Origin of the sequence: Pseudarthrobacter sp. ATCC 49987 (assembly GCF_009928425.1) — a bacterium.
GTDB lineage: Bacteria > Actinomycetota > Actinomycetes > Actinomycetales > Micrococcaceae > Arthrobacter.
In genome coordinates this window covers 3,773,349-3,799,425 of record NZ_JAABNS010000001.1, presented here as the reverse complement: position 1 = coordinate 3,799,425, position 26,077 = coordinate 3,773,349, and the positions used below count along the sequence as shown (strand labels likewise).

At 65.5% G+C, this 26,077-nt stretch carries 17 protein-coding genes; 6 read left to right on the top strand and 11 right to left on the bottom strand.

Annotation, left to right across the window (positions count from 1 at the left end):
* The first annotated feature begins 85 nt into the window (after positions 1 to 85).
* Positions 86 to 778 carry a GntR family transcriptional regulator gene (locus tag GXK59_RS17575; RefSeq protein ID WP_160668657.1) on the top strand — a complete coding sequence of 231 codons (693 nt, stop codon included), beginning with the start codon at positions 86 to 88 and terminating at the stop codon, positions 776 to 778.
* Positions 779 to 791: 13 nt separating this feature from the next.
* On the opposite strand, the gene GXK59_RS17570 is transcribed toward GXK59_RS17575, so the two are convergent.
* From GXK59_RS17570 to GXK59_RS17535, 9 genes are all read right to left on the bottom strand, one after another.
* Positions 792 to 2,474 carry an ABC-F family ATP-binding cassette domain-containing protein gene (locus tag GXK59_RS17570; RefSeq protein ID WP_160668656.1) on the bottom strand — a complete coding sequence of 561 codons (1,683 nt, stop codon included), beginning with the start codon at positions 2,472 to 2,474 and terminating at the stop codon, positions 792 to 794.
* A gap of 47 nt (positions 2,475 to 2,521) precedes the next feature.
* A complete protein-coding gene (locus tag GXK59_RS17565; protein WP_160668655.1) occupies positions 2,522 to 4,513 on the bottom strand; it encodes a penicillin-binding transpeptidase domain-containing protein in 1,992 nt (663 codons plus the stop codon).
* A gap of 64 nt (positions 4,514 to 4,577) precedes the next feature.
* The gene (locus GXK59_RS17560) at positions 4,578 to 5,234 is read right to left on the bottom strand and encodes a response regulator (RefSeq protein ID WP_160668654.1); all 657 of its coding nucleotides are present in this window, start codon (positions 5,232 to 5,234) and stop codon (positions 4,578 to 4,580) included.
* The gene (locus GXK59_RS17555) at positions 5,231 to 6,601 is read right to left on the bottom strand and encodes a sensor histidine kinase (protein WP_160668653.1); all 1,371 of its coding nucleotides are present in this window, start codon (positions 6,599 to 6,601) and stop codon (positions 5,231 to 5,233) included. The genes GXK59_RS17560 and GXK59_RS17555 overlap by 4 nt, the downstream gene beginning before the upstream one ends.
* A 103-nt stretch (positions 6,602 to 6,704) precedes the next feature.
* Positions 6,705 to 8,144: a phytoene desaturase family protein gene (locus tag GXK59_RS17550; protein WP_160668652.1), complete on the bottom strand. Its 1,440-nt coding sequence runs from the start codon at positions 8,142 to 8,144 to the stop codon at positions 6,705 to 6,707.
* On the bottom strand, positions 8,137 to 9,606 hold the full coding sequence (locus GXK59_RS17545) for a glycosyltransferase family 87 protein (RefSeq protein WP_160668651.1): 1,470 nt from the start codon (positions 9,604 to 9,606) through the stop codon (positions 8,137 to 8,139). Before GXK59_RS17545 ends, GXK59_RS17550 begins: the two co-directional genes overlap by 8 nt.
* 195 nt (positions 9,607 to 9,801) lie before the next feature.
* A complete protein-coding gene (locus tag GXK59_RS20525; RefSeq protein ID WP_192815752.1) occupies positions 9,802 to 9,942 on the bottom strand; it encodes a hypothetical protein in 141 nt (46 codons plus the stop codon).
* 654 nt (positions 9,943 to 10,596) lie between these two features.
* The gene (locus GXK59_RS17540) at positions 10,597 to 11,181 is read right to left on the bottom strand and encodes a histidine phosphatase family protein (protein WP_202129156.1); all 585 of its coding nucleotides are present in this window, start codon (positions 11,179 to 11,181) and stop codon (positions 10,597 to 10,599) included.
* Complete coding sequence (locus GXK59_RS17535; protein ID WP_160668650.1) at positions 11,182 to 12,648, bottom strand: CCA tRNA nucleotidyltransferase; 1,467 nt, start codon at positions 12,646 to 12,648, stop codon at positions 11,182 to 11,184.
* Positions 12,649 to 12,866: 218 nt separating this feature from the next.
* Between GXK59_RS17535 and GXK59_RS17530 the strand changes: the two genes are divergently transcribed.
* From GXK59_RS17530 to trxA, 5 genes are all read left to right on the top strand, one after another.
* Positions 12,867 to 13,367, top strand: a complete 501-nt coding sequence (locus GXK59_RS17530) for an NUDIX hydrolase (protein WP_024366405.1) — start codon at positions 12,867 to 12,869, stop codon at positions 13,365 to 13,367.
* A 69-nt stretch (positions 13,368 to 13,436) separates the two neighbouring features.
* Positions 13,437 to 15,482: a murein biosynthesis integral membrane protein MurJ gene (murJ, locus tag GXK59_RS17525; RefSeq protein ID WP_443094297.1), complete on the top strand. Its 2,046-nt coding sequence runs from the start codon at positions 13,437 to 13,439 to the stop codon at positions 15,480 to 15,482.
* A gap of 171 nt (positions 15,483 to 15,653) precedes the next feature.
* Positions 15,654 to 17,240 (top strand): ABC transporter substrate-binding protein, encoded by a 1,587-nt coding sequence (locus GXK59_RS17520; RefSeq protein WP_160668648.1) that lies wholly within the window; start codon positions 15,654 to 15,656, stop codon positions 17,238 to 17,240.
* A 176-nt stretch (positions 17,241 to 17,416) separates the two neighbouring features.
* Complete coding sequence (trxB, locus tag GXK59_RS17515; RefSeq protein ID WP_160668647.1) at positions 17,417 to 18,373, top strand: thioredoxin-disulfide reductase; 957 nt, start codon at positions 17,417 to 17,419, stop codon at positions 18,371 to 18,373.
* A 40-nt stretch (positions 18,374 to 18,413) separates the two neighbouring features.
* Positions 18,414 to 18,740 (top strand): thioredoxin, encoded by a 327-nt coding sequence (gene trxA, locus GXK59_RS17510; RefSeq protein ID WP_024366983.1) that lies wholly within the window; start codon positions 18,414 to 18,416, stop codon positions 18,738 to 18,740.
* 4,931 nt (positions 18,741 to 23,671) lie between these two features.
* On the opposite strand, the gene GXK59_RS17505 is transcribed toward trxA, so the two are convergent.
* Positions 23,672 to 24,889 (bottom strand): ParB/RepB/Spo0J family partition protein, encoded by a 1,218-nt coding sequence (locus tag GXK59_RS17505; protein WP_160668646.1) that lies wholly within the window; start codon positions 24,887 to 24,889, stop codon positions 23,672 to 23,674.
* Between the two features lie 68 nt (positions 24,890 to 24,957).
* Positions 24,958 to 26,025, bottom strand: coding sequence for a ParA family protein (locus tag GXK59_RS17500; protein WP_272927726.1), 1,068 nt, complete (start codon positions 26,023 to 26,025; stop codon positions 24,958 to 24,960).
* Positions 26,026 to 26,077: the final 52 nt, after the last annotated feature.

The window sequence follows — 26,077 nt, the reverse complement described above, 5'->3', positions numbered from 1 at the left end:
GCACATGCTGGTCAAGCCTGACCAGTTGTCTTGTCTGGCAAGATGGGGATTGAATCAAGTAACTCTTGGCGGAATGGGAGCTCCGGTGGCCGGCCGAATTGCAGCAGTCTCGATCGTGGACGCGGTCGCCTCGGATCTGCGGAACCGGATCTTCGCCGGCGAGCTTGGATCCGGCGACGCCTTGACGGAGTCGGAGGTCGCCTCCTCCTACGACGTGGCGCGGCCGACGGCGAAGGCCTCGATCGAGAAGCTGGTCGGCGAAGGGCTGCTGGACCGGGGAGCCCATAAAACCGCCCGGGTGGTCGAACTCGGCCCGGACTCCGTGCGGGACATCTATCTCGCCCGCGCGTATCTGGAAAGCGAAGTGCTGCGCCGGCTCGCAACCGCGCGGGAAGTGCCGGAAGCGGCGGTGCAGGCCAACCGCGACATCGCGGCGGTTCAGACCGGCGCCCCGCTCGACGTCGTCGAACCGGACATGCGGTTCCACACCAGCCTGATCGACGCCGTGGGCAACGAACGCATCAGCCGGATGTACCGCTCACTCGTGGGCGAGGTGCGGCTGTGCATGGTCCGGATCCAGTCCCTGCACCTCCTGGACACCGCGCTGATCCAGGCCGAACACCAGAGGATCCTCGAACTGATCGGGGCCGGCCAGGGCGAGGCTGCCGCCGTGCTGCTCGACGAACACCTGGGGCGCGCCCGTGAACGGCTGGTCGCTGCTATGGGAGGAACCGCCGGCCCGGAGGCCGAACAGCCGTCCGGACTGCCGCCGGAGTAGCCCGCGTTGCTTGTCAGCGGGCGCGCTCGACGCGTTTTTCGTCCCAGACGGGCTCGGCCGACTCATAGACCTTGCCGTCGGAGCCAAAGACCAGGAAGCGGTCAAAGGTCCGGGCGAACCAGCGGTCGTGGGTGACGGCGAGGACCGTCCCCTCAAAGTGGTCGATGGCCCGTTCCAGCGCCTCGGCCGAGTGCAGGTCCAGGTTGTCCGTGGGCTCGTCGAGCAGCAGCAGGGTGGCACCCGAGAGCTGCAGGAGCAGGATCTGGAACCGGGCCTGCTGCCCGCCGGAAAGGGATTCGTACTTCTGCTCCGACTGTGAGGCCAGCCCGTACCCGTCCAGCGCGCCGGCCGCTGCCTCGCGCCCCAGTCCCGAGCGGTGTTCATCGCCGCGGTGCAGGATTTCGAGCAGGGTCTTGCCCAGGAGGTCGGGCCGGACGTGGGTCTGGGCAAAGAAGCCGGGCCGGATCCGGGCGCCGAGTTTCACAGTGCCCTCGTGCGGGACTTCGGCGATGTCGACGTCGGACACCGGCAGGTGCTCCCGTTCCGGGTCGGTGCCCCCGGTGGCGAGAAGGCGCAGGAAGTGGCTCTTGCCGGAGCCGTTGGAACCCAACACGCCGACGCGGTCGCCGAACCAGACCTCCGTGGAGAAGGGCTTCATCAGCCCGGTGAGCTCCAGCTTCTCGGCGACGACGGCGCGCTTGGCCGTGCGCCCGCCCTTGAGCCGCATCTGCACGTTCTGCTCGATCGGCAGTGCCTCGGGCGGCCCGGCCTCCAGGAACTTCGCCAGCCGCGTCTGGGCAGCGTGATAGCGGTTCGCCATGTCGGAGCGGAACGCGGCCTTGTTCTTGTACATGTTGACGAGTTCCTTGAGCTTCACGTGCTCCTCGTCCCAGCGCTTCCGGAGTTCCTCGAAACGCGCATTCCGGTCCGCTCGGGCCTCCACGTAGGAGCCGAAGCCGCCGCCGTGGATCCAGGCCCCGGCGCCGTTGATGCCCGGTTCGAGAGTCACGATGCGGCCCGCGGCATTGTTCAACAGCTCGCGGTCGTGGCTGATGAAGAACACGGTCTTCTTCGACTCGTTCAGCTTGGCCTCGAGCCAGCGCTTGCCCGGGACGTCGAGGTAGTTGTCCGGCTCGTCGAGGAGCAGCAGCTCGTCGGGGCCGGCGAACAGCGCCTCGAGCACCAGCCGCTTCTGCTCGCCGCCGGAGAGGCTCGACGCCGGGCGGTGCTGCGCGCGGTCGAAGGGAAGTCCAAGCGCAGCCATACAGACCTCATCCCAGACCGTTTCGACGTCGTAGCCCCCGGCGTCTCCCCAGTCCACGATCGCCTGCGCGTACTTCATCTGGGTGGGCTCGTCGTCGTGTTCCATCATCGCCAGCTCGGCTTCGTCCACCGTGCGGGCGGCGGCCGCCAGCGCGGGGGGAGCAGCGGACACCAGGAGGTCGCGGACGGTGGATTCGTCCCGGACCTGGCCGACGAACTGGCGCATGATGCCCATGTTCCCGGATCGCCCGATGACGCCTTCGTCCGCGACGAGGTCACCGGAGATGATCCGGAACAGCGTTGTCTTGCCGGTTCCGTTGGGTCCGATCAGCGCCGTTTTGGTCCCGTCCGGGACCTTGAAGGTCACGCCGTTGAGCAGCTGGGTGCCGTCGGAGAGGAAGTAATCGATGTTGGAAACGTCAATATGAGCCACACTTCCATCCTCCCACGGCCGTCCTCGCGGCCCCGTCGCCGCCGGGTTCAGCCCGCGGCGGTGAGGAAGTCCTTCAGCAGCGGACCGGAGACGGTGGCGCCGAGCCCGCCCTCCTCGACGAACACGGCGACGGCGAGATCCCCGTGCACGGCCACGATCCATGCATGGGTCTTGGGCGGGTTGTCTGAACCGAACTCGGCGGTTCCGGTCTTCGCCCCCACGGGGGCACCCGGGACGGCGGCCAGGAACCCGGTGTGGCCGGACGTGACCACGGCACGCATCATGTCCGCCAGGGCGGCGGCCTCCGCTGCAGTGACCGGGGTGCCGGAGGCCTTCGCCGGGGCCGCCCCGGACGGCGTGGCGGAAGGTGACGCCGTCGCTCCGGATGCCGGGGCCGCAACGGCGCCGGTGCCTGCCTCGTCAGCTCCGGGATTGAGCACCAGCTGCGGCGCGACAGGCGCGCCCTTGGCGACCGAGCCCGCCATGATGGCGGCGGCCAGCGGGGACATCAGCACCTTCCCCTGGCCGATCATCGACGCGGCGTGCTCCGTCTCCGAAGCCTCACCCGGAACCGAGCCCAGGAACGCTGCTGCACCCAGTGCCGGGGCTTCCACTGCGACGCCGAGGGACGTGGCGGCGGCCTCGAGCTGGGCCTGGCTGACCTCGTCGCGGGCGTTGATGAACGCCGTGTTGCAGGAGTGCGCGAAAGCATCACGCAAGGTCACCGAGCCCAGCGAGGAGGCGGGGTAGCCTTCGGCGTTTTTGAAGGTCCGGCCGTCGACGGAGAGCGTCGCGGGGCACTCCACCATGGCATCCGGGGTCATGCCGTTGCGGATCATGGCCAGGGAATCCACGATCTTGAAGATCGAACCCGGGGCGTACTGGCCCAGCAGCGCGGTGTCGTAACCCTTGCTGCCCGGTCCCGAGGCCGCGGCAAGGACAGCGCCGCTGGAGGGCCGGAGCGCCACGATGGCCGACGCCGGGCCCACCTTCCCCAGGATGTCCTCGGCCACCTGCTGGAGGGCCGGATCGAGAGTGGTTTTCAGCGGGGTTCCGACCTTCATATCAACCTGGAACAGGGCCCGGCGGCCGCCGTTGAGCAAGGTCTGGCGTTCCTCGGCTGTGAGGCCCGCCTTTTCGGCGAAGACCTGCGTGCCGTCGCTGCCGCGAAGCTGCGCGTCGTACTGCTGCTGCAGGCCGCCGGTTCCCGTGGTGTCCCCGGCTTTGAGCGCCCCGCCGGATTTCTCGATTTGTTCGGCATTCGCCTCGGCTGCGGTGCCCAGCAGGGCGCGGGCGAAGGTGCGGGTCGGTGCCAGGGGGAGGAAGTCGCGGATCGCACGGGCGCCGGGAATCTCGGCGATCTGATCGTCCGTAATCGTCCTGCCGTCCTCGCGCAGGGTGATGGCCGTGACGAAGGCCTCCGGGCCCGCCGCCTGGACCTGCTGGGCGTAAGCCGCGGGATCCACTCCCACCAGCTGGGCGAGCCGGGTGGCGGACGCCGCCGGATCGGCGGAAGCCAGGAGGGGCTTGTCGATGCCGACGTTGACGACCGGCCGGTAGGTCACCAGCTTGGCGTCCCCCGCGCCCAGGATCTCGGCCCGCTGCGGGGACTGGGACAAGGTGCCAAGGACTTCCCCTTCTGCCAGAGACGGCACCAGGAGTTCCGGGCTCCAGACGGTGAGCCACTTGTCGCCTGACTTCTTCAGCTGGGCGGATACCGTGTATTTCCAGTTGCCGGAGCCGATCTTCCAGCTGTAGTCCAACGGGACCGTGGCGGTGTCCTTGTCGAGCGTCAGCTCTCCGGTCACGACCGCGGGCTTGACCGGGTCCAGTGCCTTGAACACCTCGTGGAGCTGGTCATTGGCGGCCCCGGAGTCCTTGCCGTCAAACGGCACCGCGCCGACGTCGAGCGCCGCGACAGCGGAAGCAAGCTGCTTCGCCGCATCCTGCGCGCCTGCGCGGCCGTCGGAGCAGCCCACCAACGAGCAGCCAAGAATGAGCCCAACCAGGGCAAGTGAAAGTTTTGATGAGTTCCCCATCGCGCCATTATGCACCGGACGCCGGACAATTCCCTTGTCACATAGTCCCCGCCGGCGGGCCGACTCAGAAGCGCCGGATGATCCTGCGCTGCGTGGCCACGGCAATCGCCGCCGTGCGGTTGTCCACCCCGAGCTTGCCGTAGATGTGCACGAGGTGGGTCTTGACCGTTGCCTCGGAGATGAACAGCTTTTTGGCGATGGCCCGGTTGCCCAGTCCCGTGGCGAGCAGCTCCAGCAGCTGGACCTCGCGGGCGGACAGGACGGGTTCGGGGTTGCGGATCCGGCCCATCAGCCGGGCGGCCACTTCGGGGGCCAGCGCAGTCTGGCCCGCCGCGGCGGAGAGCACCGCCTGGCGGATCTGCTCCGGCGGCGCGTCTTTGAGCATGTAGCCGCTGGCTCCGGCTTCCACCGCGGCGAGGATGTCAGCGTCGGTGTCGTACGTGGTGAGGACGAGCACGGGTGGGGCGGGCTGGCCGGCCTCGCCCGCCTTGATCCTTCCGGTCGCGGTAACGCCGTCCATGCCGGTACCCATCTGCAGGTCCATGAGTACGACGTCGACCGGCTCGCCGAGGGCATGGAGCCGGGAGAGCTCGGCCAGGGCAGCGCCGCCATCGGCCGCCTCGGCCGCGACGGCGATGCCCTCGAAATCGCCCAGCATGGCCCGCAGACCGGCCCGGACCACCGGGTGGTCATCGACCAGCAGCACACGGATATCGTTCACGGTTCGTTCCTTGCCGCAGCATCCCCGAGGGGCAGCCGGATGGCCACCACCGTTCCTTCACCGGCCGCGGACTCGATGTCCAGGCTGCCGGCCAGCGCCGAGACCCGCTCCTGCAGCGACCTGAGTCCGTAGCCCGAGCCGTCGGGACGACCGGCGGGGTCCGCGGCTGCCGAGGCATCGAAGCCGGTGCCGTCGTCGAAAATGTCCATCGCCACTTCGCTGCCCAGGAACGACAGGGTCACGACGGCCGTGTCCGCCTTGGCGTGCACCCACACGTTCGCGAGGCTCGCCTGCGCAGCCCGAAGCAGGGTGGTGCGGTACGGGTTGGGCAGTTCCACCGGGGTTCCTTCAAGGTCGAAGCGGCAGCGCAGCCGGGTGCCCCGGGCGGCTGCCTCGGTTTCGGTCTTTTCGCAGAGCCGGCGCAGGCTGTTCACCAGGGGATCCTCCGGCGAGCCCTCCGCTGTGTTTTCTGCTGGGCCCTCTGCTGTTTCATCCGCCGTGTTTTCTGCCAAGGCAGGGGGCTGCAGGGCGCGGACGAAGTTACGGGCCTCGGCGAGGTTGGCCGAGGCGGTCTCCTGGACCGTCCGGAGCCGGTCCCGGGCCGTGGCGGTGTCCCCGTCGTCCAGTGACTTTTCGGCCGAGCGGCCCATCAGCACGATGCTGGAGAAGCCCTGGGCCAGCGTGTCGTGGATTTCGCGGGCCAGCCTGGCCCGCTCGGCAAGCGTGCCGGCGTCGTGCTGGCTGCGGGCAAGTTCGGCCCGGGTACGGCGCAGCTCCTCGGCGGCGAGCCGCTGGTTTTCGGCTTCCAGGTAGAGCGCCCGGTACGCCAGCCCCGTGACGATGGCAAAGGCTGCCCCGAACGCCGGACCCAGCACCATCGGCAGCTGCAGGGCACCGCCGTCGGCTCCTGCGTTGTGGAACCACAGCGCCACAATCACCAGCACGGTACTCAGGGCGATCGCCGGCAGAGCCAGCCGCAGCGGCAGCACGTGCAGCTGCAGGAAGAACAGCGGGAAGGCCAGCCACGCAAAGTCGGAGCTGGCCCAGATCAGCAGCAGCCAGAACAGGCAGACGGCGCCCAGCCACCAGGCCGAGTACGGGCGGGGATCGAACCGGGACGTATCAACGGAATGCCGCTTCTCCAGGACGGTTCCCAGGAGGTAGACCGCGGCAAGAACCAGTGCGAGGGACAGGGCGAGCCAGTTCGTGCCCTGGAGGCCCGAGCCCAGCAGCCGCGCCAGGGCGACGAGCAGCAGGACGGCGAAGCCGCAGTGCAGGCACACCCGCAGGACGCGCAGAATCACGGCGGCATCGGTCGTTCCTGCCGTGGCGGTGCCTGCCGGCGCCCGGCGATCGTTGCCATCCATGCCTCCAGCGTAATGCTGGGCCGGCACGGTTCCGGCCCAAAACCCTGCCGTCCGGGCGTTATCAACCTTTTGGTTGACCCGGGGTCCGGTAGTCGTTGGGGCCCTAGAACCCGAGGGGCGGGACCGCCAGGCCAAATATGTCTTTCAGGGCATATTTGGCGGCGTGGTATCCCGGCATTCCGGTCACACCGGGTCCCGGAGGAGTGGAGGAGGAACACAGGTACACGCCGGGAAGCGGCGTCCGCCAGGGAACGGGGCCCAAGACGGGCCGCCGGATGATCCCGCGGAGGTCCATCAGTCCGGCGCTGAAGTCGCCGCCGACGTAGTTCTCGTTGTACACACCCAGCCCGGCCGCGGTCGTGACGTGGTGGCTGAGGACGAGGTCGCGGAACCCGGGGGCGAAACGCTCCAGCTGGGTGATCACGGCCTCAGCCATGTCCACGGTGGAACCGGCCGGCACATGGCAATAGCTCCACAGGATATGCCGCCCCGCGGGCGCCCGTCCGGCGTCGAAGCGCGAGGGTTGGGAGACCAGGACATAGGGCCGTTCCGGATGCCGGCCCGCGGCGACGAGGTTTTCCGCCTCGGCCATCTCCGCGCGGGTGCCACCCACGTGGACCGTGCCGGCGTCGGCCAATCCGGGCGCCGTCCAGGGGACCGGTCCGGAAAGGATGAAGTCGACCTTACAGGCCGCGTTTCCGAACCGGAACGACTCAAGGGCGCGGCGGTACCGCTCCGGGAGCCTGCCCTCCGCCAGTCTCAGCAGCCCCGTCGGTGCCACGTCCAGGAGGGTGGCCCGGACCGGAGGCAGCTCCGTCAGGGACCCGATCCGGGCGCCTGTTTCCACCGCACCGCCGTGCGCTTCAAGGTCCGCGACCATGGCCCGCGCGATCGCCGCGGAACCGCCGAGGGGCACGGGCCAGCCCACGGTGTGGGCCAGTGTGCCCAGCATGAGGCCCGCTCCGGCCGCGGCGGGGGCCGGCAGCTGCGAGACCGCGTGCGCCGCGACGCCGGTCAGCAGCGCGGGCGCGAGATCCTCCCGGAACCTCAGCCCCCAGAGCGGTGAGCCCTGCTCCAGGACCCGGGCGCCGAACAGGGCGGCCGCCGCAGGGTCCCTCGGCAGGCGCAGGAGCTGGTTCAACGTCAGGTCCGTGATGCCGTCCGCGCGGTGTACAAGCGGGCCCATGAGCCGTGTGAACGCGGCGCCGTCGCGCCCCAGACCGGCTGCCGTTCGCTCAAGGGAGCGGTAGGCAAGCGCCGCCCGGCCGCCGTCGAGCGGTGTGCCGTACGAGACCTCGGGAACCTCGAGCCGGATCCGCCGGGACAGCTCGAACTGCCGGAAGAACGGCGAGGCCAGGGCCATCGGGTGGACCGCCGAGCAGACATCATGAAAGTGGCCGGGCTCCATGAGTTCCGCTGTGCGCAGCCCGCCGCCGGGTGTTGGCGCCGCCTCGTAGACGTGCACCTTCAGTCCGGCGCGTGCCAGCGTCACCGCCGCGGCGAGTCCGTTCGGTCCTGATCCGACGACGGCGACATCAGGCATCCGCGGACGCCTTGCGCCAGGGCAGCACGGACGCAGTGGGGTGCAGCAGATCCACCCGCAAGCGGTCCGGAACGCCTTCGAACGGCCCGCCCTGCGGATCGTCCATCCCGTGCCGGCGGACCACGTCATAGCGGGGGTCCCAGATGTCCCAGACCACCCGCACCATCAAGTAGCCGGTGGCGATCATATGGAAGACCACGGCGAGGACGTAGTAGGGCATATCAATATTGTGCTGGGAGACGCCGCCGCTGGTCACCTGTCCGAGATACAGCCAGACTGCCGCCCAGTGCAGCCCTTCGAAGGTCTGCCAGATCAGGAAGTCCCGCCAGCGCGGCCGGGCCAGGGCAAGCAGCGGGATGAGCCAAATCACGAACTGGGGCGAGTAGACCTTGTTGGTCAGGATAAACGCGGCAACGATCAGGAAGGCGAGCTGCGCCAGTCGGGGCCGCCGCGGAGCGGCGAGAGCCAGGACGCCGACCAGCACACAGGCCAGCACGAACAGGTTCAGGGCCAGGGTGTTGATCGCTTCCGCCTGCAGGGGGAGCCAGCCCAGGCGGCCGGCGACAAGGTTGTAGGCAAACCAGGGCGAGCTGTAGCCGGCCTGCCGGTCCTCGGTGAACTGGTAGAAGTATCGCCAGCCCTCCGGGTTGACGGCGGCGACGGGGACATTGACGGCCAGCCACGCGGCGGCGGCGGCGCCGGCGGTGATGAGGATGGCACGGACCCTGCCGGTCCGCAGGGCAAGGAGCAGGACCGCGCCGAGGATCAGCACCGGGTAAAGCTTGGTGGCAGTGCCCAGTCCGATGAAAATCCCGGCCAGCACGAGCTTGTTCCGGGAGAAGCAAAACATGCCGAGGGCGAGGAGGCCGACGGCCCACATGTCCCAGTTGATGGTGCCGGCCAGGATAATGCCGGGGGCCACCGCGACCATGGCTGCGTCCCATGCCCGGCGGCGGGCCATGCGTGCGGTGGCGAGTACCGTGACGATCCAGACGGCGGCGATCAGGGCGGCGTTGATGTCGAAGTAGGCAAGAATCCGGCCCGCAGAGACGCCCTCGCCGGGCACCAGCAGGGCCGTGGCGCCGGCGATGAATCCCATCAGGACGGGGTATTCGAAGAACGTCCCCTGGGTGATGAAGGGAAAGGCTCCGTCGCCGAGGCCGCGGTTCTTGAACAGCTCCGGGAAATCCGAATAGCAGGTTGCATAGAACTGGCCCGGGGTTTCCCAGCCGCTGGTGCGGCAGTAGGACTTGACGAGGATGCCGGCCACGGCTGCCAGGACGGTGAGCAGGATGAGGACGCGTTCCACGGTGAAGAATCCGGGGGAGACGATGCCGGGGGCCGAGCGGCGGCCCATGGGTCCGCCGACCAGCTCCGTGAAGTTCCTCAGCAGGGGGTCGCTGCGGCTCGGGATGACCAGTCGGACACGTCTGCGGTGCTCCGGCGGCTTTGTCTCCTGCATGTCCCGAGCTTACCGGGGCAGCTGCGGATGCCCGTGCTGCGCCGGGCGGTGGCAGAAGGAGTGGCCCAACAGGCGGCCAGGCGGGTGCTTAAAACGGGTGCTTAAAAGGGGGAGCCCACGCGTCGCCGCGTGGGCTCCTTGCGGATCAATTCCGATGTCAGTCATCAGTTCCTCCTTCGATGGCCTGGACCGGACTCAGCGGATGAGGCCCATCTGGTGCATCACGACATAGACGTCTTCGCGCTTCTGGTCGAGGAGTTGTCCGTTGAACAGCGTCGTGTGCCTTGGGGCCGGCTTGAGGCTCAGGCGCAGGATTCTTTGGAGTTTCTGCTTCATGGTGGTCACCTCCCTCCGGTGGCTCGCGCTGCGTGGTCGGGCTGTGGTGCTGGCAATAGTCACGATGGACCTTTCTTTGGTGGTGCCGGAAATTGGGGGAGTAATTGGGCATGACAATTAAGGCCTCTGTGAATTAAGGAAGAAAAGGCCGCAATTGGGCACGTAAATACCCGGCAATAATTCAAGGATTTCGCAGGAGCGAAAGAATGGCACCTGGCCGCGCGAAGCCGCACCCCCAACAGGAAGCTGGGTTCCGAACTTTGGGGATGCTGCGCAACCGCGTGGGTCCGCCTTGGTCAGTCCGCTGCTACGTCTCTTCCGGGAAGGAAGGTGACAGTTTCGCCCTGGCTCGGGGTGCTAAGGCTAAGGGAATAGCCCGCGAGCGGAGGGGTCAGGAGGCAGTCGGGCCGAAATTTGGGCGCCTGTCAGCGTCAGAGGCCGGGGTGGCGGTGACGAGGTACATCCGTCCGCTAGTCAAAGTAATCATTTCTCCCAACCTCCTTTTCTGTTATGCCGTGGCTCCGGCTGACTGGCCGGGCGACGTACGCCCCGACCCCGGCAGGACGCTCTGGGGTCAGAAATAAAAATACACCATAAATGCGGTCCGTGACTACCGCATTCATAAACTTTCTTGAAGTTACTTTCTCAACGCATTTACAGGCCCCAGCGGACCACTGCCGGCGTCTTCTTATCCCAGCCGAGGGTGCAGACTTTTGCGGTCCCCAGGATGAAATGCCGCCCCTCGTGGGGATCAAGCCCCAGCCACCGTGCGGTGAGGATTCGGGAGAAATGTCCATGGGCCACGATCAGCACGTTGTCCAGGCCCGATTCGAGTACCCTGGCCACGATCTTGTCCGCGCGCGCGGCGACGTCATCAAGGGCCTCGCCGTTCGGCACACCATGGGTCCAGATCAGGTACTCCGGGTTGTCCTTGCGGATGAGGTCCGAGCTGGTGCCCTCGTAGTCGCCGTAGTCCCACTCGACCGCGAGCGGCTCCAGCTGCGCGTCCGGGAAGCCGGCCAGTTCCGCCGTCCGCCGCGCCCGGCGCAGCGGGGACGTCAGCACCAGGTCAAAATCGACGGGGTCGAGCACCTTGCGTGCCTCCACGGACTGTTGCTCGCCCTCGACGGTAAGCGGGAGGTCGGTGAGGCCTGTGTACTGTCCGCTCTTGGACCACTCGGTTTCGCCGTGCCGGAGGATCCACAGCTGCGGGCGGGGGCCGTTGGAAGGTGCAATCACTTAGGACTCCTCAGTTGACAGTGCGACGGCGGACTCGGGTTGTGCTGCCCACCATTCGTGCAGTTTGGCCTCGGCCACGTCGGCATCCAGCGGGCCGTGCTCCATCCGTTCCTCCAGCAGGAACTTGTAGGCGCGACCGACAACGGGGCCAGGTTTGAGTCCCAGGAGTTCCATGATGCGGCCGCCGTCAAGGTCCGGGCGGACGGCCTCAAGGGATTCCTGCTCACGCAGTGCGGCGATCCGGGCCTCGAGATCGTCGTAGGCGAAGGCGAGCCGCTCGGCCTTGCGCTGGTTGCGGGTGGTTACATCCGAGCGGGTCAGCCGGTGCAGCCGTTCCAGGAGCGGACCGGCGTCGGTGACATAGCGGCGGACGGCGGAATCGCTCCAGCCGGCATCGCCGTAGCCGTAGAACCGCATGTGCAGCTCCACCAGTTTGGCCACCGCCTTGATGGTGTCGTTGTCGAAGCGCAGCGCCTTCATCCTTTTGGATGTCAGCTTGGACCCGACCATGTCGTGGTGCCGGAAGCTCACTGCGCCGCCCGGTTCGAACCGGCGTGTGGCCGGCTTCCCGACGTCGTGCATCAGAGCCGCGAACCGCAGCACGAAGTCCGGACCCGGCACGGCGCCGTCGGCAGCCGTTTCGAGGGCGGCGGCCTGCTCCAGGACCTGGAGCGAGTGCTGGTAGACGTCCTTGTGCCGGTGGTGTTCATCGGACTCGAGGCGCAGGGCGGAGACCTCCGGCAGCACAAAGTCGGCCAGCCCCGTGTCGACGAGCAGGTCCACCCCGGCCCGGGGATGGGCCGCGCAGATGAGTTTGACCAGTTCCTCGCGGACGCGTTCGGCGGAGATCATGGTGATCCGTTCCGCCATCCGGGACATCGCGGCACGGACGTCCTCGTGGACCGTCACGCCCAGCTGGGCGGCGAAGCGGGCGGCGCGCATCATGCGCAGCGGATCATCGGAAAAGGAGGATTCGGGGGCGCCCGGGGTGGCGAGGATCGAAGAGTGGAGGTCGCGGACCCCGCCGAAAGGATCCACGAGTTCCAGGGCAGGGAGACGGAGGGCCATGGCGTTGATCGTGAAGTCGCGGCGCAGCAGGTCATCCGTCAGCGACTTCCCAAACGCCACGACGGGTTTGCGGGAGTCGGGATCGTACGCTTCCGCGCGGTAGGTGGTGATTTCGATCTGGAAACCGGCCTTACGCATCCCGATGGTGCCAAAGGCGCGCCCGATCTCCCAGTAGTTGTCAGCCCACCTCTTGATCAGGGCAACCGTCTGGTCCGGCGTGGCGTCGGTGGTGAAGTCCAGGTCGGGTGACACCCGGCCCAGGAAAAGATCGCGAACGGGGCCGCCCACCAGGGAGAGCTCGTGGCCGGCATCAACAAACCGTCGCCCAAGCTCCAGGACCACAGGGTCCACCTGGAAATCAACGGTGTGCGAGTCAGTCTCGTGATGTGGGTGCGCCATAGTTTCTTAAGCTTGTCAGAAATCCCGGCCAGCACCACACCGAATCGTCCCTGAGTCCGGCTGTTGGCGCTGAGCGCGGGGACGGAAGGGGCGATCCACTTTCCTGGCCGTCCACTTTCCTGCCATGTTTAGGTCATCAAGTGCGTACAAGAGTCGTTAGAGTGGACTTCATGGCCCATCCCGTACCGAGCGCTCCCGGCAGGAGGACAAACGCACCGTTGCCATCGGCAATTGGTGCTAATGTCGCGCCGGTGCAGCACTCCGGACAGGCCTCCCTTCCCACGGTGGAGGAAATCTCCGCGGGCGGCGTTGTGGTGGACACCTCCGACGGCGAACTCCGCGTGGCGATCATTGCCCGCCTTAATCGCGGCGGACGGCTGGAATGGTGCCTGCCGAAGGGCCACCCGGAGGGCAAGGAAAGCAACGAGGAAGCCGCCGTGCGTGAGATCGCGGAGGAGACCGGCATCGAGGGCAAGATCCTCGCGCCGCTGGGCAGCATCGATTACTGGTTCACGGTCAGCGGACACCGCGTCCACAAGACCGTCCACCACTACCTGCTGCAGGCCACGGGCGGGGAACTGACGATCGAGAATGATCCGGACAAGGAAGCCGTAGACGTCGCCTGGGTTCCCATCCATGAACTTGCACGGAAGCTCTCCTTCCCGAACGAGCGCCGCATCGCCGACCTCGCCAAGGAAGTACTGCCGGAGCACCGCTAGGGCCACACAATCCCCTCCAGGGGACGCGGATAGCGCCTTAAGCTGTGCCCGGGTGAGACGATGAAGACAATGTCATCTGCCAAACCCACCCCCGTGCCCTCCGGCCCCGCCGATTCCAAAGCTGTCCAATCCGGAGAAGTCCGTTCCAGCGCCATCATGGCCGCGGGAACGCTGGTTTCGCGCTTCCTGGGCTTCGCCAAGACCTGGATGCTGGCGGCGGCCCTCGGCCTGGGGTCCACCGTCAACGACACCTTCATCAACGCGAACAACCTGCCGAACCTGATCTTCCTGTTGGTGGCCGGCGGCGTGTTCAACGCCGTCCTGGTGCCCCAGATCATCAAGGCGAGCAAGGCCCCGGACAGGGGGGCGGACTACATCAGCCGGCTGCTGACACTGGCCGTCCTCGTGCTGCTGGCCCTCACGCTGCTGGTCACGCTGCTGGCACCGTGGGTCATCCAACTGACCACACAGGGTTATTCGCCGCAGCAAAAGGCCCTCGCGGTGTCCTTCGCATTCTGGTGCCTCCCGCAAATCTTCTTCTACGGCCTGTATGCCCTGCTGACCCAGGTGCTCAATGCCCACGGCGCGTTCGGGCCCGCGATGTGGGCGCCGATCCTGAACAATATTGTCGCGATCACCGGGCTGGGTATGTTCATCGGCATTATGGGCACCAACGCAGCCAACCCCCACACGCTGGACACGTGGAGCTCCACCCAGACCTTGCTGGTGGCCGGATTCTCCACCATCGGTGTGATTGCCCAGACCGCCATCCTGCTGGTCCCGGTGTTCAGGCTCCGGCTCGGGCTGCGGCCGCGCTTCGGCTGGCGCGGGGTGGGGCTGGGCCAGGCCGCCAGGCTGAGCGTCTGGACCCTTGCGACGGCGGCTGTCGGGCAGTTGGCGTTCCTCTATGTCATGCGCATCGCCACGATCCCCGGCGCGGAACGGTTGCGGCTGGAACAGGCAGGGGACCCGGCCGCCCACTCCTTGCCGGGCAACGCCGTGCTGGAGGTGGCGAGCCAGCTCTACCTGCTCCCGCACTCCATCATTGCCCTGTCCCTGGCTACGGTGCTGTTCAACCGGATGACGCGGGCCTCGCAGGACGGGGACCGGGCTGCGCTGCGGAACGCGCTCTCGCACGGGCTGCGGACCATGGCCGTGGCGACCGTATTCGGGGCCCTGGCCCTGTTCGCCCTGGCCGGACCGCTGGGCATGTTCTTCTCCGGCGGGGTGCCCCAGGACGGCGTCATGCTGGCCCAGACGCTGACCATCCTTGCCCTCAGCACGCCGTTCATGAGTGCCAACTTCATGATGTCCCGCGTGTTCTACGCCAACGAGGACGCCCGGACACCCTTCTTCATCCAGCTGGTGCTGGCCCTCGTGAACGTGGTTGCCGCCTTCAGCATCCAGTTCCTGCCGTTCGACCAGATCATCTTCGCCATCGCCATCCTTTATACAGGCGGCAATATCCTGTCCGTGATCGTCAGCGCGGTCTTCCTGAGGCGGCTTCTCGGGCACCTGGACGGCCCGCGGATCGCGAACTCCTACATCCGGATGGGCTATGCCGCGCTGGGTTCCGCAGTGGCCGGTGCCGTGGCTTTGTGGCTGCTGGGCAGCTACAGCCGGGACGGCTTCGCCTGGAGCACCCCCATGGCCGCGCTCGTAACGATCGTCGTCGTCGGTCCCGTCATGCTGGCGGCCTACCTGCTCCTGCTGAAACTCTTCCGGGTGACCGAGCTGAGCGACCTCCTGCAGCCGCTGCTGGGCCGCCTGCGCCGCCGCCCGGGGCAGGAGGCCGCTGCCGGGAATGTTCCTGACCATGCCGCTGCGGCGCGTACCCGGCCGGAACGCGCCACTGTCTCGGTGGACACCGGACTCATTCCGAGGATTTCCGGGGAATTCGACGCCACATCCTTCCGTGCCGGACCCGACCTGGGCGAACAGGACGAACGGGGCGGGCGCGCCGGACCGGAAGGCGGCTACCTGCCCGCCGAGGATCTGCCCAGCAGCGCGGAGGGCGGCCTGGGCGGCGATGTCCCCCTGCCCGGACGCAGGACCTATCAGGGCCCGGCCGGTCACAACCCGCATTTTCCGTTCGGTGGAAAGAAGAAAAAATAGTAACCAGTAGGCTTCGCAGCGCCGTGCTTCCGAGGCCGGGACACTGCATCGGCTAGGATCGAAGACTAACAAGGGGAGTTGCAGACCACGGGTCCACCGGCTTACCGGGCGACCTGCAGTCACTGATGAAGTGATCAGTCCAGCAGTTCCCGGACAGTCTAGGAGGAACCCGTGTCCCACCCGATCGATGTCGGATCAGTACTAGGTGGCCGTTACAAGGTCACTGCCACTGTACTGACCTCACATGACCAGGATCTGGTGCTGGACGGTGTGGACCAGGTGCTCAACCGTTCCGTGAGCATCCTTGTGGCCGGGCCCGGCAACGCGGATCAAGTGGCACAAAGTGCCCGGGAAGTGGCCACCGGCGAGCGTCCCGGCAGTGTGCAGATCCTCGACCTCGGGGTCAGCGACGACACGACATACCTCATCACGAATCACACCTCGGCTGCTGACCTGCTGGACCTCGTGGTCTCTTCCAACCCGCCGTACGTCGAACCGTTCTTTACCGACACGCTGGGCAGCGAAATCTTCGGCCAGCCGCGGTCCAACGAACCCGAAACCTACGACGGCCTCTACGACGAAGAAGAAGTAGACGCCGGGTATATCAACTACGGGCAGAACCAGCAGCAGGCCGCACCGGCATCGAACGTCAAGCCGGTTGTGCCCCCTGCCTCCGTTGCCCGCGCGCCGTCGCATCCGGCGTCGTCGCCCACTGCCGGCGCCGCGGGACTCGCTGGTGCCGCGGCCGGCGGTGCTGCCGCCGCAGCGGCGTCCGCCCAGGCGAAGTCCCCCGACACTGCGCCCCAGGAGGCCACCCCGCAGGTAACGGCTCCCCAGCCGGTGCAGGGAGGTGCCCCCGCCTCAGCTGCACGCAATTCGACGCCGCCTGCACCCGCCGAAACACCCAAGGTTTCGCTGTGGTCCGACGACGACTACGATCACCCCGCTCCCGACGACCGGCAGGCTTCCCACCAGGATCGCGTACCGGCGTCTGCCGCCGCGGCCGGAAGCGCGTCTATGGACCGGGACCCCGGGTTCTTCCCGGGCTCGGCCCGGGGCAACGGCTCGGCCGCGGATGACGAGTACTACGGCAAGGATGAGGAACCCCAGCGCGGGCCTCGTTCCATCCGCTGGCTGGTCGGCGGACTCCTTGCCGCGGTCCTCGTGGTCGGACTGGTTCTTGCCGTGACCAATCTCGGCAGCCTTTTCAAGAGCACTCCGCAGCCCGTAGCGAGCGGCAATGGGTCCACCAGCGCCCCCGGTTCGACCACGGCAGGGCCCTCGGGTAGCGGCAGTCCTGCTCCGGCCGCCGGTCCGCCCGCCGTCGAAGGCGTTACACGGCTGGGCAACTTCGACTTCGCCGGAACCTACGACGGCGACCTCGTCAAGACCGTCGACGGCAACGCCGCCAGCTACTGGTCGGACATGGAATTCGCCACTGACAACTGGGGCGGCCTGGCCAGTGAAGTCCCCCTCGTCGTCAAGCTCAAGGGCCCCGCCAAGGTCTCCTCGGTAACCCTCAGCCAGTTGGGCGCCTCGGGCGGCAGCATCAGCGTCTTTACCAATGACCGTGCGTCCCTCGAGGGCGCCAAGCTGGTAGGCAGCAACAGCTTTACCTCACCGGACCTGACGATGCCCCTGCCTGAGCCCACCACCGCGCAGTATGTCATCGTATCGATCAAGACGCTGCCCAAGCTCGCGGCCCCGAAGACCCGCTACGGATTTGGCCTTCGCCTGGCCGAAATCAAGGTCCAGTAGCTCGTCCGTAACCCAGGCAATGACCCCGCGGTCCCCGGTGCCCAGACGGTACCCTGAGTGATGGCGTCCTCCCGCGACGCCCCGTCCGACCGGAATATTCAGCACCAAGTAGTAGTTGTGCCATGTGGCCGGCCACCCAGGCGGGCGCATCGACAAAGGAAGAGGTTCACCGTTCAGTGAGCAACGCAGAAAACACCGCGTCCGAAGTACGTGATGTCATCATCGTCGGCTCCGGCCCCGCGGGCTACACCGCCGCGGTGTACACGGCGCGCGCCAACCTGAAGCCGCTGCTCCTGGCAGGGTCCGTTACCGCCGGCGGCGAGCTGATGAACACCACGGACGTCGAGAACTACCCGGGGTTCCCGGATGGCATCATGGGCCCGGACCTGATGGAAAACTTCGAGAAGCAGGCCGCCCGGTTCGGCACCGAAATCCAGTTTGAGGACGTCACCGAACTGGATCTCGACGGCGAGATCAAGACGGTCACCATCGGCTCGGGGGAGACCTTCCAGGCGCGCTCCATCATTCTGTCGACGGGTTCGGCCTACCGTGAGCTCGGCCTGCCCAACGAGAAGCGCCTCTCCGGCCATGGTGTCAGCTGGTGTGCAACCTGCGACGGTTTCTTCTTCAAAGACCAGGACATCGCCGTGATCGGCGGCGGCGACTCCGCGATGGAAGAGGCACTGTTCCTGACCAAGTTCGCGAAGTCCGTCACCGTCGTCCACCGCCGCGACACCCTGCGCGCCTCCAAGATCATGGCCGACCGCGCCCTCTCACACGAGAAGATCAGCTTCATCTGGAACAGCGGCGTCGAGGATGTCCTGGGCGAAGACAAGGTCACCGGTCTTCGGTTGAAGAATCTCGTGGACGGCACCGAGACAGAACTCGCCGTCACAGGCGTCTTTGTGGCGATCGGCAACGATCCCCGCACCGACCTCGTCAAGGGCAAGCTGGACCTGACCCCCGAGGGAACCATCGCCGTCGAGGGCCGCACTTCGAAGACCAGCCTCAAGGGTGTCTTCGCGGCCGGCGACGTCATCGACCCGACGTACCGCCAGGCGATCACGGCCTCAGGGTCCGGCTGTGTAGCCGCCCTTGACGTCGAGCACTACCTCGCAGACTTCCACGCCTAAACGGCGCGCGCAGCACCCAACCTAAGAGAAAGACAGGGCTATGAGCAACGCAAAAGACGTAACAGACGCTAGTTTCAGCACCGATGTACTGGCTTCTGACAAGCCGGTCATCGTGGACTTCTGGGCAGAATGGTGCGGACCGTGCCGCAAGCTTGGACCGATTCTCGACGAGATCTCCGTTGAATACAGCGAGAAGGTGGACGTCGTCAAGGTCAACGTTGATGACAACCCCGCGATCGCGGCCCAGTACGGCATTACGTCCATCCCCGCCGTCTACCTGTTCCAGGGTGGAGAAGTAAAGGGCACTGTCATCGGGGCACGTCCCAAGCAGTTCTTCGAAAAGGAATTCGCGGACGTTCTGTCCTAGTCTCTGTTTGGTCAGGGCTTAGCGCAGACCAAACCCCAAGATGGCCCCACTTCCGTTCCAGGAAGAGGGGCCATCTTTTTATTCGTGGTGACTTTCGCTGCCTTTGGCTTGGACGGGAGGAGGACAGTGATCCAGTGACACGATGTCTACGCGCTCATACAACCTTTGCGTATTGTTAATTTTGCTTGGGTTGCCCGGACATCGCGCTGCGGAATCGATGGAACTACCCCTCAGCGGGAAGGGGCCCGCTCTCTATGGGCTGAGTAGCAGCATGAAGTGTCGAGCGTCTCGGCCTTGTTTCACGTGAAACATCACGTAGGCCTGCGGTAGGCGGAATAGCCCACCGCGCCATAGTCGCTGTTCGCAGAACGTGGAACCCTGGGCCCGATGTTTCACGTGGAACATTGTGGCTGCGAGAGTTGCGCACGCCTCCTTCCAACGCTGACCGTAGAGTCTCGCCAAACCCGGCACCGCCACCGGCTCTCTTCCCGGATGGTCTGGTGGGTACGTTCCTTTGCCACACCCGGCGTATTTGGGCACCGAACGAACCCGGTCCCGGCTCATTTCGCGCCGTCCCGCACGGATCCGACGTCTGCGCCCTAGCGGCAGGCTGCCGCCCTCGCACCAGCGACCCCCACGCAGGCGCCACGCGCCGCGATCCTGTGCACTACTGAAATTGGGGACTTCGCCCTGACCGCCGATTTGTACCTCCGCATTCACAGAATCGTCAATCGGATGCCCCCCCGACAGTCGCGGGATGTGGAACTGCGGCCGCACGGCATGGAAGACCCACCTTCCACAGTCAGATTGCCTATGCCCGAACGGCTGCAACGCCAAACCGGCCGGGGAGTGGCCCGAGCAAACCTGCGGCGTTCGGGTGGGTTTCACGTGAAACATCCGTGCGGAGGCTGCAAACCGCCGCGGTCGCGCCTCTTCAGGCACGGCGGCTAGCGTGGTGACGCCTCGGGTCTGACGTACTGGCGATTCCGCCCTGGGGAATGTTTCACGTGAAACACTGTGCGGCGGGGTGTCCTTAGGTGTACCGGCTGGGCTACTCGCGGAGAAGATGAGCTCCAACTGATATTCCGCTCTCGTTTACCAACTCCGTGCGGATACTGGCAAACGTCCAGGGCGGATCAACGTGCCTGAAGCATCAAACCTGTTGCCTGGTGCCTGGCGCCTGGAAACACCGGAACTTCCGATCATCTGAACCACACCCCCCATAGGCCTCATGGGAGGCGCCTCAGCTTGATTCATACTGCCGTCCCCAATCGAGGGAAGCCCTACGCGCCCGTTGAGCAAGGACGATTACCCCGCAAGGCCGGGTTTCCGCGGCAGCGGCAGCCACGAGATTACTCACAAGACTTCGCTGTTTCACGTGAAACACAACAAATCCTACTATCTCGGGCATCACCAATAGTGAGAATTCTCCACTGTGCTGGCTCGGCCGCCGCTAGCCGCTGCCCATGCTTGCGACCGGGGACAACCGCGGACGCCGTCCGTCCCGTGAGCAGCGGCTACCTGCCCCGGGTGGAAGCAATAGGAAGGCTAGGAAGGACCGCGGAGCTCGGACTGTAATGGTTGGGTCGAAATGATTGCGTCGAAATGATTGGTCAGATATTGGCCACGTCTGCACTCCCGGTGCCACAGAGCGCCTGCCGCCTCACCACCAACCTATGCTTACGTTTTCCTGGCACTGGTCCTAGGAGCCGGGCTTGGCACACCAGCACCCGACACCCAATTCTCCACAAGGACGCAGCGGAACCTGAAGTCCAGAGGTGTTCGCTTGGCTGGGCACGGAGGAAGGGGCAACCTAGCTGCCTTGCACGCGACGGTGGCCACCTCACTGGAATCCTCCGCTCGCCTCCGGCCAGAGGGGAGCGGCAGACGAATGCGCTCGTCAGCCTTGGTCAGCCAGATGGGGGAGCAGGCAAGATCGTGCCAGGCAGAAGCCACGTTACGTATCCAGACGACGTGGTGGGACGGCCGCTACCTGGCCCGCCGTGGCTTCCTCCATCCCTGAGGTGGAGAGACCCGGGCGACTTTCACCGCCGGCATGAATCTTCAGGCGCGGCGCCCGACAGGCGCTGAGGACTGCTGTGGCGGCACCTCACGGCCCGAGATCCAAGTCCTACGGCCCCTCAAAGTTCCAATCATGTGGTGCCTGCCCTGCCCGGGGGAACGACAACTGTGAACGGATTGGCCGGAGGGCAGTCGTGAATTTGGAGATCCGAAGGACTGTTCTGGGTAGGCCGACGAGATCCCGAATCGCCTTTTGATGCCATCCAAAAGTGAAACCGGGCGGATGCCCACAGAGTTCTCCACAGAACTTATTCACACAGTTATCCACAGGCAGCGAGGCCTTGATCACAATCTCACCATCCGTCCCTTACCAGTGGGCCGAACCGTCGCTTCCATCTCGTCGACGAACGAGCGGCCGTGACACATCCGATCCCATCGATGCGCGTTCACGACCGGGCAAAGTCACAGCGAAACTGCACACGGCAAAGTGCGGAATACCGCAGAAAATTAACCTTCAGTGGGGGATTTTTGAAGCACAGCAGGACGTGAATGAGGTCACGGTTCGGGGCCTGTGAATGTTTCACGTGAAACACGTCCAACTAGCCGAAGGCACCCCTATTGCGGGCTCTCCTTCGGCGCCCGTGGAGTAGCGTCGCCACGTGCGATGCCCACACCCAACCTCCGAGTAATCCACAAAGTTATCCACAGGCTTTTCCACCGGGATATCCACCGTTGTCAAACGCCACAATCTACTGCCACTCTCGCCACCGTTGGACATACTGGTCCGGGCCCAGGCGACTATCGCCGCAGCCTTCAGGCCAGTGAAGGGGGACCGTGTCCTCCGTCGCAGGCCTGCACCCGCCGCGCCGGAGCGCCACACCCGCTATTTCCCAACCAGGCTGGCTCATCGCAAGGGAGCACCACTTCCTGGACACCGATCCTCCGGTCCTGTTCATGTGTCATCGATCGCAAGTGGCGCGAGCAACCCAGCACCCCGCGCTGCGAGGTCAGCAACATTCTCACTCAGGCGGGAGTGGAAGGCCTGCCCGGGATCACGTTCCGTCAGGGGACTTGCAGGGGAGTAGCCAATGGCACTCGCCATCTTCCGGTCCCGCCAGAACAGGCGATCCCGTCAAGCCCGCCAAACCTGCCAGCCAGCCAGCCAGCCAGCCAGCCAGCCCGCCAAACCTGCCAGCCCGCCAAACCTGCCAGCCAGCCAGCCAGATGGTACTTTGTCACTCCTCTTGACCTCGTCCGGCCAGGGACGGTGTGGACGCGTGCAGCCATCAGTGCCGGAATCCGTAGGCCCCCGAGCCGGAGCAGTGCCGGCCGCGCGCAAAACCTTCCGATCAAGTGGAATCGTCTTGAAGGAGCGGCAGCAATCACCCGGCGGGAGTCTTCCCTCTCCAGCAGGTTCACCATGTGGCCATTCCCCCGCACGAGGGAAGGGCTGCAGCTCGGGCGTCCCGTACCCTCCTTTTCGAGACCGGTACCGTGGAGTCGCCCTGGCGCTACCGCTGCGACGGCACAGCTGGTTCCTGCACCGCACAATAACGATCACCAGTCGGATGCCCGCCGGTACTCCAGTCGCCGGCGGTCCCCACACCCACCTTCGGCTGGTGCCCTGGTGAATTGCCCTCCACATGACTGACCCGTCGCCCCGTTGAAGGTCGCTCACACCGATGGCGGGCCCGCGGAGCGCATGTCTGGGGTGTCCAACGGGCTGTCGGAATTCTCAAGAGCCGACGGCATCAGCATTGGAGGATGTTGTCCGGGTGCTACTGCGATCTGGTCGGCAGACGGAGCGCGTCCGGCTACCGGGGGAGACCTCGCCGTGGCGACACCAACGCGCTATGCCGCGGGGACACCAGCACGGTCCTGTGCCCCGTGTAGGGCACCGGGGAAGCCGTTAGGCGTCCCCTGCAACGTCCCTGATGAAGCCGGGGCTGGCCTTGCCTGCTTATAGCCCGCGTAGGGGCCCTGTGGCCCATTTCCGGGCTGACGGCGCGACGAAGCCGATGGCCCGCCTACTGTTTCTCCGCCTGTCCTGCCAGTGCGCCATCTGTATCGCAACTACCCCTCCATGTTTCACGTGAAACACGAGACTGCGTCAACACAGAGTCTGAGGAAGCAGTTTCAGGTAATCATTGTGAGTGGATCACTCCATCGAAGACGTCGACGGATCACTCCGCTTCAGGGCCGAAGTTGATTCCACTGTCCGTACCCTTCTGAAGTCCAGCGCACCACCGTCAACTGGAGAACAGCCGCTGAGTTCGCACCCACCAGGGGTCAGCAGCCCGTACTCGGGCCAGACCGGATCCGCACACTTCCGGATCCGTGACAGGTGGGTGGGTCGGTGCCAACATCCTCGCGCAGAGCAGAGGGGGTTGTCTTTCGGCCTGGCCGGCAATTCAGCGGTCTTCCGCACGATACAACGGTTTCCTAGGGCCGATCAGGCACGACTTCATGTTTCACGTGAAACCCGCGCCCAAGTTTTCGGGCTCTGGCGCTGCAGTAATCCTCCCTGTCCGAGGACAATGAGCCCAGGCGCGGGGCCTGCAACAACCGGCCCGTCCCTGCCGAGCACGATTGCCGAACACGATTCCCATGACATTGCAGTTGTCCGCAGTATCCCAACGGCCGCAAGCAGCCCAGGAAGGCCGCAATCCGAAGCGCTGTACCGATCAAAATATACGAAGGCGCCGGTTCTGTCCGAAGACCGAGCCGTGTTTGGGCGGGAAATGTAGTCCGGAAGCCGCAATCAGATACCTCCCGAGGACGGTAGAAAGTCAGAAACAGAATCCAGAACCACCGCTGCGGAGACTACCACAACGGGCAATTGGTGTCGCGGCCAACAACAAAGGGACCCGTTTCACGTGAAACGGATCCCTTCGAAGTGCGGTTCTAATCTACCTCGGGGCACCGGGCGTGAGGACATCCATAATGCGGTTGAGGTCCTCCACGCTTGCGAACTCGATACTCACACGGCCCTTGCGCGCACCGAGGGAGATCTTGACATTGGTGTCGAGCCGGTCCGAGAGCGATGACGCCAAATAGTCCAGGCGCTCGTGCCGTGCGCCAGGACGCGGAATGTTGTTCTTCGGTGTCGAAGCCGGATTCTGGTAGAGGGTCACGGCCTCTTCCGTCGCACGGACCGACATGCCTTCGGCAACAATCTTCTGGGCGAGGCGTTCCATCGCGGCGGCATCCGGAAGCGCGAGCAGCGCACGCGCGTGGCCGGCAGAGATGACGCTCGCAGCAACTCGGCGCTGAACCAGCGGCGGAAGCTTGAGCAACCGGAGGGTATTGGACACCTGCGGGCGTGAACGTCCGATGCGGTCGGCCAGTTGTTCATGGGTGGTGCCGAAGTCCTCCAGCAGCTGCTGGTAGGCGGCCGCCTCTTCGAGCGGGTTCAGCTGGCTCCGGTGCAGGTTTTCCAACAGCGCGTCGCGGAGGAGATCATCATCGGTGGTGTCCCGGACAATGGCGGGAATAGTTTCGAGGCCCGCGGCCTGCACTGCCCGCCACCGACGCTCGCCCATGACCAGCTCGTAGGGTTCTCCACCCTCTTCGGTTGAAGTACGGACAACAATTGGCTGGAGGACGCCAATTTCCCGGACGGAGTGCACCAGTTCCGCCATGTCGTCCTCATCGAAGACGGAACGTGGCTGCTTGCGGTTAGGGTGGATGTCAGTGACCGGGATTTCCGCAAAGCGGACTCCAGGCACTTCGACGAGTTCCACACCCTGATCTTCAACGTCCGAAACCGATGCTGTCCCGGGCGCCTTCTTCACTGCCGGCTTGGACGCCGCAGCGGGGGCCTCGCCCTTCGTGGCTGGGGCCTTCCGTGCCGTCGCCTTCTTGGCCGCGGGAACGGTTTTCTTATCCGGCGCGCTGGAATTAGTCCCAGCCGCTGTTGGGGAGAGTGTTTGCGACGCTGCAGCTGCTTCCTCGTCCGGCACAACTGTGGTGTCTTCGGCTACCTCGGGGGCCGGTGTCCGCTTGCGGGCTTCAGGAAAGAAAAGATCCACGGGACGGGACGGCGCTGAACCGTTGCCGGAAGCCGCGGCGGAACTTGGAATGAGTGCCCCAAGTCCACGGCCAAGGCCGCGTCGCTTATCGCTCATGGATAAATCCCTCCATTGGAAGAGCCAGGCATCACCGGACTCTAGCTAGTGCAATTCTTGAAAAGATTCTAACGTTCCGCGATTTCGGCTGCGGCTTCCAGGTAGGACAGGGCCCCGCTGGATGAGGGATCGTAGGTCATCACGGTTTGCTGGTAGCTGGGAGCTTCTGAAATACGGACCGATCGTGGGACCACAGCGCCGAGCACCTGCTCCGGGAAGTGTTCGCGCACCTCAGCTGCCACCTGGGCAGCGAGATTGGTGCGGCCGTCGTACATGGTCAGCAGGATGGTGGAAACGACCAGATCCGCATTCAAGTGCTTCTGGATCATTTCGATGTTCTTCAGCAGCTGGCTCAGTCCCTCCAGCGCATAGTACTCGCACTGAATCGGAATGAGCACCTCGTTGGCTGCGCAGAACGCGTTGACGGTCAGCAGGCCCAGGCTCGGCGGGCAGTCGATGAAGATGTAGTCCAGCCGCTCCTCACCGTTCTTCGCCCGTTCCTTGGAGTACACGTCAATCGCACGGCGGAGGCGCTGCTCGCGGGCAACAAGGCTGACCAGCTCAATCTCCGCGCCCGCAAGGTGGATGGTGGCGGGTGCACAGATCAGCTTGTCGATGTCCGGGCAAGGTGCCACAACGTCCTGCAACGGGATGTCGTTGATGAGCACGTCGTAGATGCTGTCAACGTCGGCGTGGTGTTCAATTCCGAGCGCTGTCGAGGCGTTCCCCTGGGGATCGATGTCGATGACCAGCACGTTCAGCCCCGCAGCAGCCAGGGCGGCAGCGATGTTGACGGTTGTGGTGGTCTTGCCGACCCCGCCCTTCTGGTTCGAGACGGTGAAGATCCGGGTCTTCTCCGGCTTCGGAAGTTCGCGCCCCAGGAGACGCTCGCGCCGCTTGTTCTCATGGGCGAGCTCACGGGCAATCGGGCTGGAATCATCGATGGAGTCGAGGACATTTCCACTGGAGACCACGGATGTTTCACGTGAAACACTCGCCATTCCGGTGGTCTTTGCAACTGAAGCCGTGCGATTTCCGGAGTAATCGTGTGCGACTGCGGGCGCAGCAAAGGCCCGTGCGGACCCCAGGGACACGAACGGGGGAATCCGTTGTGTGGAGGCTTCGCTACTGGTCACTGTGACACACTCACTCTCGTTCGGCTCTTGCTGCCGGTTACTAGCCTAACCT

Coding starts and splice junctions, on each gene's coding strand:
- GXK59_RS17505 (WP_160668646.1), bottom strand. CDS start 24,889: ATGAGCGATAAGCGACGCGGCCTTGGCCGTGGACTTGGGGCACTCATT.
- GXK59_RS17550 (WP_160668652.1), bottom strand. CDS start 8,144: ATGCCTGATGTCGCCGTCGTCGGATCAGGACCGAACGGACTCGCCGCG.
- GXK59_RS17565 (WP_160668655.1), bottom strand. CDS start 4,513: ATGGGGAACTCATCAAAACTTTCACTTGCCCTGGTTGGGCTCATTCTT.
- GXK59_RS17535 (WP_160668650.1), bottom strand. CDS start 12,648: ATGGCGCACCCACATCACGAGACTGACTCGCACACCGTTGATTTCCAG.
- trxA (WP_024366983.1), top strand. CDS start 18,414: ATGAGCAACGCAAAAGACGTAACAGACGCTAGTTTCAGCACCGATGTA.
- murJ (WP_443094297.1), top strand. CDS start 13,437: ATGTCATCTGCCAAACCCACCCCCGTGCCCTCCGGCCCCGCCGATTCC.
- GXK59_RS17545 (WP_160668651.1), bottom strand. CDS start 9,606: ATGCAGGAGACAAAGCCGCCGGAGCACCGCAGACGTGTCCGACTGGTC.
- GXK59_RS17555 (WP_160668653.1), bottom strand. CDS start 6,601: ATGGATGGCAACGATCGCCGGGCGCCGGCAGGCACCGCCACGGCAGGA.
- GXK59_RS20525 (WP_192815752.1), bottom strand. CDS start 9,942: ATGAAGCAGAAACTCCAAAGAATCCTGCGCCTGAGCCTCAAGCCGGCC.